Source organism: Citrobacter gillenii, from assembly GCF_013337685.1.
Lineage (GTDB): Bacteria > Pseudomonadota > Gammaproteobacteria > Enterobacterales > Enterobacteriaceae > Citrobacter > Citrobacter gillenii.
The window spans coordinates 93,330-107,102 of record NZ_SUQN01000001.1 but is presented as its reverse complement, the minus strand read 5'-3'; the positions used below and the strand labels follow the sequence as shown (position 1 = coordinate 107,102).

Annotated in this window: 5 protein-coding genes; all 5 read right to left on the bottom strand. The window is 51.8% G+C overall.

Annotation, left to right across the window (positions count from 1 at the left end; all coding sequences use genetic code 11):
- Positions 1 to 2: 2 nt before the first annotated feature.
- The 5 genes from FCH32_RS00430 to FCH32_RS00410 all read right to left on the bottom strand — a co-directional run bounded on the left by FCH32_RS00430 (position 3) and on the right by FCH32_RS00410 (position 13,613).
- Positions 3 to 8,153, bottom strand: coding sequence for an adhesion domain-containing protein (locus tag FCH32_RS00430; RefSeq protein ID WP_174360307.1), 8,151 nt, complete (start codon positions 8,151 to 8,153; stop codon positions 3 to 5).
- A 109-nt stretch (positions 8,154 to 8,262) separates the two neighbouring features.
- Positions 8,263 to 9,228, bottom strand: coding sequence for a SinI family autotransporter-associated protein (locus FCH32_RS00425; protein ID WP_174360306.1), 966 nt, complete (start codon positions 9,226 to 9,228; stop codon positions 8,263 to 8,265).
- A 56-nt stretch (positions 9,229 to 9,284) separates the two neighbouring features.
- Entirely contained in the window at positions 9,285 to 11,477 is a 2,193-nt protein-coding gene (sinH, locus tag FCH32_RS00420) for an intimin-like inverse autotransporter SinH (RefSeq protein ID WP_117343510.1), read from the bottom strand.
- A 192-nt stretch (positions 11,478 to 11,669) separates the two neighbouring features.
- Complete coding sequence (locus tag FCH32_RS00415) at positions 11,670 to 11,891, bottom strand: zinc ribbon domain-containing protein (protein WP_115257789.1); 222 nt, start codon at positions 11,889 to 11,891, stop codon at positions 11,670 to 11,672.
- 177 nt (positions 11,892 to 12,068) lie between these two features.
- The gene (locus FCH32_RS00410) at positions 12,069 to 13,613 is read right to left on the bottom strand and encodes a peptide MFS transporter (protein ID WP_174360305.1); all 1,545 of its coding nucleotides are present in this window, start codon (positions 13,611 to 13,613) and stop codon (positions 12,069 to 12,071) included.
- Positions 13,614 to 13,773: the final 160 nt, after the last annotated feature.

Genomic DNA, 13,773 nt, shown 5'->3' with positions numbered 1-13,773 from the left:
AGCTACTGCGCGCAGGTCGCGAACCCTGCCGTTTTACCCGCATCGATAGTGCAGTTTTCACCGCCAGCTGACAGGTTAAAGGCACAGTAATTTTTGGTCCCTTTTGTTTGAGACAAATAGCTGTAGCTGGACGTTGTTGGCCATCCGGTCTTATTGAAAACGGAATACAACGCTTCCAGATCATCCGCAGTCGGTGCTTTCTGTAAACTACCGCACTGGGCAGCCAGATCCCAGGTGCTGGAATCAATCGTGTGCGCCATCGTCCAATCCTCATTATTCATCATGATATGAAGCGGCGGTGTAACGCCAGAAGGAAGTTCCGCCAGCAACAGTGGGCGCTGGATAGTCTTGCCATTCAAGGTCATGGTCTCCTTCATATGCCCCCAGAATTGCGCTTTATTCGTATCCGGGCTCGTTAACACCGTAAAAATATTATCGAGCGTAGCGCTCGCCTGAGCGTTATTGGGCAACGCTGCCGTTAGCGCCGTTTTCAAACCCAAACTCTTATTTTGCGCCAGCGTAAAGGTTGCCGTGCCATCAGAGCCGGTCGTCCCGCTAAAGACACTGGCAGTGGTACTCATATCAATGGTCGAACTCGATGGCATGACTTCCTGAAGAATTAAATCATCCGCCCCCATCTCCGCCTCAACGTCACCATCGGTTATTACCACGCCCGCCCGGTTTGTCGAATCGCCTCGTGAGAGAGTAAAGCTGGCATTAGCGACTGGATTACCGCTGGTATCTTTTACCGTGACGGTCAGCGGGATAGTCTTGCCTTTCTCCGCTACCGCCGACGCCTTCGCCGTATCCATCGCTGTCGAGGTCAGCGTAATAGCTGCCGCAGTAATTCGAGGTTCAACCAGACAAACCTGCGCACCTTTGGTACTTGATGAACTGGTAGATCCACCACCGCCAGTGCTCAGCATAATATATTGGTAGTTTCCGGTATTTGCCTGTTTATCTCCGGCCCACCAGGGTTCATTGGAGCCACTAGGCCAGCCGTAAACGGTACCGACACCACCTGAAACGCTAAGGTTATCGATAAATAACGTTTCCATGTCACTCTTCAGCGGTTGATACGCCTTATCGCAGCCTGTCGCACCTGCGATATCCGTATTTCCGGCGGTGACCAGAGGCCAGACTTCGTTGTTATAAGTATACGTGCTGCTGTACGATGCCATTTCAGCGGCGAGCAGCGGGCGTCGGAAGGCAACACCTGCACTGTTGGTCGCGGTTTCTGGCATATGGCCCCAGTACGCGGCTTTATCGGTATCCGGGCTGGTCACGACAGTAAATATCGTATCGAGGGCGGCCGTTGGCGTTGGATAAGTCCCTAATTTCGCCGTAATCGTGGTCTTAAGCCCCATCGCATCATCCTGGCTCAAACTAAATGTGGCGGTGCCGTCTGCCCCCGTCACGCCGCTATAGGTGCTGGCCTTAGTGCCCAGCACCGTGGTCGCAGGTGTTGGCGTCAGTTCCTCTAGCGCAAGATCGTCCGTCGCCCCTTTGTTATCGGTGGTCTTCACCAGGCCACTGCGCGATATGCCGTCGCTACGCGAAATGGTAAAGGCGGCATTCGCGGCTGGGCTGCCATTCACATCTTTCACAGTGACGGTCAGCGGGATGGTTTCGCCTTTTTTCACCTTAACGTACTGACCCGCTTCATCGAAAACACTGGATGTCAGTTCAATCGTTGCCGGTTGCGGCGCATGAGGCGTCGTTCGGCAGGCTTGCATCTGCATCGTGGTCGACGACGTCGTGGCATTACTCGTACCCGTGCTTAAATTAAGGCTTTGATATTGGCCTGTACTGGATAAGTCTACTGCCCACCAGTTTCTGCCCGACGACAGTGGCCAGCCATAGGTAGTTTCCAGTTCAGTGTTCGGGTATTTATTATACAGCGCCTGCAAATCGCTCAGCAGCGGTTGGTAGGTAGGATCACAGCCCGTTGCCCCTGCCGTTTGAGCTTGAACAGCCGTTGGATGCGCCCAATATTCATTGTTTTTATTATAGAAACCTACGCCTGATGGGACTTCTGACTGTAATTTTGGACGCGTATAGGTGACGCCGTCCGGCCCTTCAACCGTCTCCGGCATATGGCCCCAGCGGAAAGCCGTATCGACGTCCGGGCTGGTCAAGACGGTAAAGATACCGCCAACGCCCTCGGTCGAGACATTGTTGTCCACAATCACTGCGTAGAATTCGGTTTTCAACCCCGTCGTACTATCCTGGCTCACATTGAGCTGAACTTTACCGTTACTGTCAGTCGTGCCATACCAGTATGTCGGTGACAAACTGTATTTTTGCGTCACAACATCCGACGCTGGCGAAACCGGTTCTAAAAGTGTGTAGGATTCCGCAAGCGTATCGTTTGTGGAGGAACCCGGTGCATTTCGAAAATTTGAAAGCCCACGGTAAAATTTAATACTCACACCCACCTGAGGCTGCCCAGCATTATCGGTGATGCCAATTGTCAGAGGGATTTTCTCACCTTTTTTCGCCAGGTATCCCGCTTTGTTCGCATCCCATGGCAAGCTGGAGGTTAGCGTAATATTCAGCGTTCTTGGCTCCACACGGCACAGTTGCAAGGTCGCCTGAGAACTCGCTTGTGTATTTTCACCCGAGAACAAGTTAACGCTTTGCGAGATTACGCCGGTATGGGCAGCATTAACGATCAAATTGCCAGCCATCCACGGCAGCGAAGTGCTGCTTACCGGCAAACCAAACTGTGTCATTAAACCACCGTTCGGGTGGTCGCTTTGCAGCGTCGCCAGATCGCTCGCTGAGGCGGTGCTCATCTGATCGCACTGTACTAAATACGCCATGTTCGTTGTTGAGTACCAGACTTCTCCGTCCCCGGTCAGCGAGTATGCTGTCGTGTTGCTTGTCGACGAGAGCTCTGCTCGCAGCAGCGGACGTTTAAATTCAACGTTTTTACTGTTGGTAAACGTCTCGGGCATATGACCCCAATATTTCGCGATGCTGGTATCCGGGCTAGTAATTACCGTGAAAATGGCATTTTTACTGTCCGTTACCTTACTGTCATCCGCCAGCGTCGCACTAATGGTTGTTTGCAGACCAGTAGTGCTATCCTGCGTAATGTTAAACGTCATGAGTCCTTGGGCATCTGTCTGTACATAAAGGTATTTTTCTTTAGTATCCAGCAGAGTGCTGACCTGGCCTGAAGAAATATCACTTAGTGTGATATCGTCTGCGTTGTTAGTGGTATAAATCACGTTCGCACGGGTTTTGGCATCACTACGGGTAATCTTCACCAACGCATTGCTCACCGGTAGTCCGGTTGTATCGGTAACCATAACAGTCGCGGCAATCTTCTCGCCTTTTTTCGCTTTCGCGATGCCTGTCGTTTCATCTTCATTGGCAAGCGTCAGCGTTAGCTTGCTGGCAAGCTGGCGCGGTGAGGCAAGACAGGTTTGCATGTAATAGGTTGATGTACTGGTTGTGGATTTAATATCCGCAGCACTCAATAGATTGACTGCCGCATACTGTAACTGGCTAGCGTCCTCAGACAACACAGAATCACCAGACCACCAGTACTGACTATCGCTGACGGCGCCGTTATTGCTCATCGGCCAACCGTTGATAGTACGCATTGCTCCGTCAGGATAGCGGGTGTACAGCGTCTGCAAATTCGCCGTGATTGGCAAATTGCTACGTCCGCAACCGTTAGTACCTTTCCAAGCCTCACTGGCGGTGAGCATTCCCCACGTTTCGCCTTTATCATAACTGCCATTGACGATAGTCACCGTTTTACCCGGTGTAGCGCTAAACTCGCTCGACAACAGTGGGCGTTTATACACCAACCCTGCACTGTCAGTCACCGTTTCGGCCATATGCCCCCAATAGTTGGCTTTTGCCGTATCCGGGCTGGTCACTACGGTAAAAATCGCTGATAAAGACTGACTGGTGTTGGTGATATTCTCAATCGATGCCTGTAATGGCGTACTGAATCCCGCGCCATCGTCTTGGTTAATACTCAGCGTCACCGTCCCATCGTCACCGGTGGCCGTGTAGTACTCAACGCCGCTATCAATGCCAGTGCCCTGGTTAATCTGAATAGCTGCGGCTTCAGTCGCGTTAACGTCCTGATTACTGCGCCCCACGCTGTCACCGCGTGTAAAGATAACCGGCGTATTGCCCACCGGATTACCGCTGTCGTCGAGGGTGGTAATAACAATCGGGATGGTTTCACCTACTTTCGCTTTGGCGAAGCCGTCACTCTCTTTATAGAGCGTTGAGGTCAACGTCAGATGCGTTGCCGTAGAATGCGCACTCTGCAAACAGGAGAAATAGAGCTTTTCGCTCCACAATTGCGACGTGATGCCGTTATCGCGCAGGTTGAGCGATTTAACATAGCGATTATCCGTTGCGCGGCTGAGATCGGCGGTGCTGTTTTGGTAGTTTTTTCCATCCAGCGGCCAGCCCTGCTGTGTATTCATCGCTCCGCTCGGCCACCCCGAATACAGCGACTGCAGGTCTGCCAGTGTCGGAACATAAGCCGCACCACAAGCAGTAGAAATCGAGTGGAAATCTACGGTTCCCCAGGCTTCATTATTTTCAGTTACGCTACCTGCGGTAACGCCGCTGGCAATTTCAGCCAACAACAGTGGACGCTTAAATACTGCACCGTTCGCCGCCGTGACGGTTTCCGGCATATGCCCCCACATAGCGGCTTTATCGCTATCCGGGCTGGATACCACGGTGAAGATGGTGTCCAGACTGTCGCTCACACTGGCGTTGTCATACAACGTGGCGGTTATCGCGACTTTGGTGCCATGGGTATCCGGACGGGTAACGCTAACCGTTTTGCTACCATCATCGCCAGTAATGCCGCCAATTTTTGTCACTGTATCATTCAGTGATTCACCATCAATCACCACGGGTGACACAATACCATCACCGCTACCGGCAATATGTTTGCTACCCTGGCGCGTATATCCATCGCCGCGACTCAACACAAACGGTACACCGGGCAACGGATTACCGCTGGCATCTTTTACCGTCACCTTAAGCGCCAGCGTATCGCCCTTTTTCACCTTAGCCGCCTGCACAACATCGCTCCACTGCGCAGGGGTTACCGCCTCAATGGTAATAGTGGAGGCAACGGGGTTATCACTAGCAAGACAGCTGGTATAAACAGAGGCGTTACCGCCGGTACTTTCTGCGCCACTGGCTAGCGACATCATTTTCCACGTGGTCTCACTGGCAAACGTCGCCGACCAGTATGATTGAGCCACCGGCCAGCCTTGGACATTGTGCATAGATCCACTGCTGTTGGCGTTATACAGCGCACTGAGTTGATCGGCGCGAGGCAAGCGGTTTGCCGCACATCCACCAGCCCCGGTACTGCCCGCCGCATCGGTATGCGTGATGCGCGCCCACGTTTCGTTATCTTCCTCCTGAGTTCGCGTTGCAGTGACCTCTGTTGCCAGCTTAGGCCGCTCAAATGTCAGGCCATCTGCGGTCACCGTATCCGCCATGTGGCCCCACATTTCCGCATTTGCCGTGTCCGGACTGGTCGGTACCGTAAACTTCACACTACGCGCTATCGGCGTTGTGATAAGCGAATTGACGGGGACAATGCTCAGTTGAGTCAGTAACCCAACTCCCTGCGGTTGCTCGATGATAAGCGTCGCGTTACCGCTGTCATCAGTCATTCCCTGATACGTCATAGAGGCCTGAGATGAGCCAAAAGACTCGCCGCCCATCACCAACGTACCATCAGTTGCATCGATATAACCTGCAGTCAGTCCGCTACGGTTTTTACCGTGTGCCATCGTGACGGTAAACGCCGCATTAGGGACAACCAGCCCGTTCAGCGCATTGACCGAGTGCACCGTCATGGTTATCTGCTCACCCACCTTCGCCACCGCCTGACGTAGATTGGCATCACCATTCATCGACACGTCTAGCTGTGTAACCAGTTCGTTGCCAGAGCAGCTGAGATAGTTGGGCTCTGTACCGCTAAACATCGCATCGGTGCCGTTCGCGAGATTGACGTGCGCAGTCTGAGTACCGTCGGTATCAGCGGAAATATAGCTATGGCTGGCAGTTGGCCAACCATAATTGGTCAGCATGGCGTTGCTAGAGTGGGCTGAATAGAGCGCATCCAGAATCACCTGCCCCGGCACTTGCCCCACACCACACTGTGCGGTCGCCGCAGTGACGGAATTAAAAGTCGCCCAGTCCTCATGATTCTCAACGGTTGAACTGGTATTTGCCGTTGCCTCACCCGCTAGCAGTGGTCGTTTGTAGATATTACCCGCCTCAACAACGCCCTGCATATGACCCCACATGCGTGCCTGCGTAACATCCGGACTCGTTACTACAGTAAAGATGACGTTAGCCGTGGATTCGGTGCCATCCGCCAGTACCACACGCAGCGGTGTCAGAACGCCTGCACCGTTGTTCTGCGTTAACTCCAACGACAACTGGCCGTTGGCGTCGGTAATACCATGGTAATGATTCGGCGTACCGGAACCTTCAATGCCCACCAGCACCGGATTGTCATCCCAACCGTATTTAGCCCCTTCAGCCTGAGCCTCGGTATTGGTTTGCCCCTTACGGTTCTGCTCATCACCGACAAACAGATCAAAATAGCGATAAGGCAGTGCTGAACCGGTCTCTTTATCGGTAATGGTGATCCTCATACTGATAGAGTCCCCCACCGGCACCTTTGCAGCATTCAGACTGCTATCCATATTATCCAGCGTCAACGTCAACGCAGGCGTCACGTCCGGCGAGGCTTTATCGACACAGCTCACCACCGATGTTGTCGTATCGGGTTCTTCAACAACACGACGGCTGAACATATTGACACCTAAGTGATTCGTCGCCAGCGTCCCTGCCGACGATGACCAATACTCATTGGTACCCGCCACCGGCCAACCCAACTGGTTCGCCAGATCGCCGCGAGCAATTTTCAACCCCATTAACTGACGCGCATCGGGTAAAATGTCACAGTGTTCATCGGCACCACTCCAGTTAAATAGCGCCCAAGTCTCGTTATTTTCACTCACGGTCCCGCTTGTACCTTCTGCTTCTGCCGCGAGCTTCGGTCGAGTGAAGGTATAGGTTTCACCTTCCACATCCGCGCTGGAGGTTTCCGCCATATGCCCCCACATATTGGCATTGGTGCTATCCGGGCTGGTTAGTGTGGTGAAAATCACATCAACGCTAGCTTTCAACGTGGAGGCATTGGCCGGAGAAACCGTCAGCGGAGTTTTGACACCAGGGCCATTCGCCTGCGTGATTACAACGCTGGCGTTACCATTAGCATCAGTGGTGCCGTGATATTCCGTTGTCGTGGTGGTCAGTTCGGTGTCGCCAACATGCACGGGTGCAGTATTATTCACGGTATTCTGGCGGTTCAGTGCATCGCCACGGGTGATTACAAATGCCGTATTACCTACAGCATTACCCTGACAGTCATGCGTGGTGACCGTCAGCGTGATGCTCCCGCCCACATTCACCTTTGCAGCTTTCAGCGTTTCGTTGTAATTATCCGCCGTTACCTTCACTGGATCGCCAGCCGCGGCGGTAATCGTTACCGGAATTTTCTGCTCTAGCAGGGTGGTGGCATTGCTGAAGGGGGTACCCGTGATCGTTTGCAGATATAAAGCAGCCGGCGAGGATGAATCATCGTTCTCAATTTTCGGCCAGATTACATAGTTTTTCCCAGCCATATTCTGCGCACAGAATGTTTGATTGGCGACAGGCTGCGGATTGAGTGGCTCATCCGGAGTCGCAGCATCGGCCCAGGTTAGGGCAACGTTCGGCGTTTTCTCTTCCCAACGAACGGGCGGTACCGCAAAAATATCGCCTTCGGTATCCAGAGGATTAACGAGCTGCAGCGCGCTAGCCGTATCGTCGGTGTTGAAGTCACGCGGCATAGCACTAAAATTAATGGTGTTGGTTTCATCTGACTTGAGCTGAATACTGCCCTGATAGACAGGGATCGTGACACCGTCGGCCAGCGGCACAGTACCGTTGATTGCATCGGTTGAGGTGTTCACTTCCTGCCAGGTACCGCTTTTCAACGCACCGGACACTGGCGCAGAAAAACTGCTGAACATTAACAGCATGATCAATAAAAAGTGGGAAATCCCTTCCCTGCGCAGACTGCCATCCATAAGCTATATCCACCTGTATTTGCTCTGTATTCAACATCTTTTGCTTAACCGTTAGCTAAGCAAAAGACGCGGAAAAGACCATCCCTTTGCAGGGATGGTCGGGTAAGTATTATTTGCGTTGATAATCGATAGACAGTCCGTAACCCTGCACGCCATCGTTGCCAAGGGTAACACCACCGCTTTCGCCGTTGTCGAAGGCACTCTTCGCTTCGGCATTGGTAACTGGAACCACCAGATCGGTGTTGTTATAGGTACTGCTGACAAGACCGCCCGCCGCGCCCAGTTGCTTACTGTTGCCGGTAAATTTCCAGCGGTAGTTGTAATCGCTGGTAACGTCTTCACCGGTATCGTAGGTGCCGTTACTGTTTTTATCTTTCCACAGCAGAACTTTATAGGTGGTATTGGTTTTAAGTGTAGTCGCCGTACCCAACAGGTTAGTCGTCGAACCTGACTCGTAAACCACCACTTTCACGTTTTCATCAACCACTGGACCTTCCGGAATATCATCATCGTCCGCACCGCCGCCCGCGTTGGTAGAAAGGTCACCGAGCAGCAGTACGGTGGCAGCGTTGGGATCCCCGGTGGTGGTGGTTGGTATCATTTTGATACCGAGATAATAGTCGGCATCATCAGCCTGAATGGTGTAGCTATCCTGCCCGGTTGTTCCGCTAATCTCTGCCGCATCCGAACCATCCTGGTTCTTAGAACGCACCCAAACCATTGTCGCTTTGGTGGCGGTATTGTTGGCGTCAAGGTCACCTTCCGTATCGCCAATCGCCCAGTTGAGCGTCACCTTATCGCCCACGTGGAACTGCTTGTCACCTTCGCTGATGACCGTACGACTAGCGCGTTCGACAGTGACCGTCACATGATCTTTGTCGGTATCTGTAGTTTTATCTGCCGCGCGAGTGATCCACGGTACAGTCCCCTGAATCGTCCCCGTGCTGTCGGAAACAATCTGCCATTGTCCACTCTTAAGATTGCCATTTGCCGCCATAGCCGGAACGGAACAATATCCTGCGACTACCAGTGCCAGAGCGACCTTAGTTAGTCGACGTTTTACGATTTGCTGCATTAAGACTCTCCTTTTCTTTATGTTTCAGCGATTGGCCGCTCAGCCACTACGCTGTGCTATTTCTGGCTATACGAAACCCGTATGCCGTATCCCTGAACGCCATCCTGGACATTCGCGCCAAATTTCTGCGCGGCCTCTTTGTTGGTTGCAGGAAGAACTAGATCTTCATTGGTGGTATTTGACTCGGCGCCGGTATGCCCATGCGTGCTCTGCCCAGTGAACTCCCACTGGTAGTCATACTGCGCCATTTCTTCTTCCGTCAGCTGCTCTGACATCTGGAATACGCTATCGCTGTTGGCATCACGCCAAAGCGCGAAGCGGTAGGTATTATTGAGCGTGGGGTGTTGTTGTTCTTTGCCCATCAAATTGACCGGCTGTGCGGCTTTTACTTGATAGATGATACCGCTGACACCACCGGAGTCACTTCCCAGAAAGGTAACGTCAACATAGTTACTGTCGCCATAAACATCCGTATTTGCTTTCCAGCGGTAGGTTCCAGGCAACGTACTCGACAACGTAACCGTACCCGCCGTTTTGTCTCGATTAGCGATAAATACACAGGGGTTTTCTACAGTACACGCCGTCGTCGACAGCGCGACTTTTTTATCATTGCTGTCGTACAGCTCAGGGGTCATTACGTCATCAACCAGCTCGTTGCCATTACGGTCGGTGGTATCACCATTCGAATCGGTTAACAGCACGTCCAGCACCACGCCATCAGCACCATCAGCCTGTGCACTGGCAGCATGGCTGTGATCGGTACGATCGGCATCAGCGATATTATCGACAACCAGCTCAATCCGGCGGTCCTGCTGCACGGTAATTTCCGCAATGCCCGAGTTCTGTTTGTTCCCCTTATCATCTTCCAGGGTGATGCGGACTTTCCAGGTATTCAACGTCGTGCGTTCTTCTTCTGTGCTGGCATTGATCCACGCTGGTAGCACCAAATTCCAGCGGTTATTGTTACCTTCTGTGAGCATGTTCGCTTTTACCACCGGCATCACCAGCGTGCGGTTGGCGTTGTTTTTCGCCTGCCATGAGGCTGTAATAATTTTATAGCGATGGTTAATGAGCGCGTTGATCGTCCATTTACATTTCTCCAGGCCAATACCGGCTTCCGGTTTGTCCTGAATGACACATTCTGGGTTTTCGTTGGTTTCATCGGCTTTCAGCCACAGAGTGACATCCAGCGGATCCTTTTCGCGGTATTCCAGAACGATAAAGTTATTACGATCGACAAAATCGGTGCGGCTTCCAGCCAACGAGTGCTGGGTTTTCACATTTTCGGGATCAAGCTGTGCTGCCAGCGGGGTACCAAACTGGTAGGTCATTGATGCCGTTACGCTTAAGTCAGTATTGTCTCCCGTACCAGCCTTATAATCTGCCGCCAGCGTAAGTAAAGGAACCGGTGTGTAACTCATTCCAACGGTCACAGCGTGCGGATTTTTTTGCAGGTTATCTGTCCCGAACAGCGCGACCTCATCACCATAATACTGCTCATAAATCAGTTTGCCGCCAAGCTGCGGATAGAATGGTAGCCACGCCTCTGTCCGCACGTCCCAGCCTTGAGCCGGACGTTCTTCGTAAAACTCAAAATCTTCGGAATCTTTCCAGTCCGACAGAGGATGGTAATAGTTTCCGGAAAAACGCAGAAAATCGGTCCACGCCTCGCCACCTAAACCCAGACGGCGGTGACCACGCGTAAAATCGTAGTCATAAAACACGTTGCTCCCCAGCAACCACGCCCCTACATTCTGACGCACGCCGAACCCCACGTTACCAATGGTACGATCTTCTTTTCGCTGGGCTGAAAACTGACTAAAAAACAATGTGCTTTGGGTATCGTACCAGGGAACAAAATAATCCAGCGAACTACCTTCCAGATCCCCCCCTTCACCAATTGCCAGGTTGGTACGCACTTTGCCATAGGGCGACATTAATGATTCAATTCCAGATTGTGCAGACGAAGTCATTTGCCCCTGAAAATAGCTACGGGCCTGAGATTCAAGCGCTTCTGGTGTTAGATTATCAAACCCTTGCGTGGCAGAATTAATAAAATAGTCAGCGCTTTTTTCTGTATATGATTTTCCGAGATTCTCTTGTTCTTTTTTTTGCGCTGAGTCACTGGCTAAATCAGGTAATGAGGTTTCACTCACTTTTTCAGCTACTGGAGATACACTGGTGCCTGAGGCTGAAACAACGCCACCATAAAGTAACACGAGTATGAGAATGCGCATCCATTGCGCCATACGACAACCATCCTTGAGTTTATCGCAATAACTAAAATATAATATTGTTTTATATCGAGAAATTCACTCCGGCTTACAATGTAAATATCAATTCATTACGCAAATGAATATATAAACATTCTAAATATTGCCTACTATCGATAATATCAGACATAAAAATAAGTAGGCAAATTAGAAACTCTAAATTTACTTTTAATTATTATTAATGAAAAATTCGACGCGTTTCTTCGAAATAAGTCCATGCCCATGCGGACAAAAGTAGTCCACAGCACCGCAGGCTTTTAATATCTGGAGTTGCTGATGACACTCCGGACAACGCGCTTCAAGCTGAATATCTTTATGACAGTTTTCGCAGTGCGCCGCTCCGTTTTGTGGCTCTACAGGTGTATGACAATCCGGGCAAGTAACCGACATGATAACTCCTTGAGATAATTTTCACTGTCTGGATTTTAACACGATTCACCGAATGAATGAGACCGACGCCGATGCGGACACCTCAAATGGTGCAAAGATGCGGTAGTGATAAACAGGGGATGGTGTGGTATGGGCTGGATTGCCGGGGCATAACGCCACCCCGGCGAAATGGAGAGATTACTTCGCGTTAGCTGCCGGTTTAGTCTGGGTATTTTCCAGCATACGGCGGATCGGAACAATGAGGACGATCAGGACCGCGGCGCAGATAAGCAGCGCAATGGAGCAACGCGCAAACAGGTCTGGCAGCATATCCAACTGGTCAGCCTTCACGTGACCACCAATCAGGCCTGCGGCCAGGTTACCCAGCGCGCTTGCACAGAACCACAGCCCCATCATCTGACCACGCATTCTTTCTGGCGCCAGCAGCGTCATGGTCGCCAGACCAATTGGGCTCAGGCACAGTTCGCCGAGCGTCAGCATCAGGATACTGCCCACCAGCCAGAATGGAGAAACGCCCGCGCCGCCATTTGTCAGCACATCCTGCGCCGCCAGCATCATTATGCCAAAGCCTGCCGCCGCACAGAGAATGCCGATAACAAACTTGGTGATACTGCTTGGGCGAATGTTCATGCTCGCAAGTTTAGGCCACGCCCAACTGAATACCGGCGCAAGCAGGATGATAAACAGGGCGTTAATCGACTGGAACCACACGGCCGGGATTTCAAAGTCCCCGATCATACGGTTAGTGTAGTCGTTGGCAAACAGGTTAAACGAAGTCGGTTTCTGCTCAAACGCAGACCAGAAAAACGCCGCAGAAACCAGCAATATAAAGCAGACCAGCAGTCTGGCGCGCTCTTTACGGTTCAGGCCCGCAAAGATAAACAGGTAGATGAAGTAACAGGCGACGGATGCCGCAATCACGTACACCAGCATGCTGGCTACCGCAACCGGGTTAATCACAATCACACCCTGCGCAATCAGCGTAACAACGACGGCCACACCCGCAGCCAGCGCGAGTAACCACGCACCGACACCGTTTTTCTTCGCTACCGGGTTGTTCCAGGTGGAGTCCAGCCCCACTTCGCTATCGTAACGTTTCATCGCCGGTACGGCAAAGATACGGAAGATAATCAAAGCTACCAGCATCCCGATACCGCCAATACCAAAACCCCAGTGCCAGCCATGCGTTTTAATCAGCCAGCCGGAGATCAACGGTGCTATGAACGAACCGATGTTGATGCCCATATAGAACAGCGAGAAACCGCCATCACGGCGCGCATCGCCTTTTTTATACAGCGTACCGACCATGACCGAAATACAGGTCTTAAACAGACCAGAACCCAGCACGATGAACATCAGGCCGATAAAGAACAGGTTGTTACCCATGATGGCAGAGAGCGCAATCGACAGGTGGCCGAGCGCAATCAGAATAGAGCCATACCACACCGCTTTCTGCTGGCCGAGCCAGTTATCCGCCAGCCAGCCCCCCGGCAGTGCAGCGAGATACATGGTACCGGCAAAGATACCGACAATCGCAGAGGCATTTTCACGCGCCAGCCCCATGCCACCGTCATAAACGGTGGCCGCCATAAATAAGATCAGTAACGGACGGATGCCGTAAAACGAAAAACGCTCCCACATCTCCGTGAAAAATAACGAGCCTAGCGGATAGGGATGGCCGAAGAACGTTCGGCTTTCTTGTGGTTGAGTAGACGGTTGCATAATTCTCCTGAAAAGATATGTGTTGTGCGAGTAAACACCACGCTGTACGCCGGCCAGTTATGTATCTGGTCGATTTTTTTACAGGTAGCGAAAAGTTAATTAGCCATTTGAGGGTCTGGAGCCAGTTTTGTCTAGTACCAACCCCTGCACTTTAAGATGA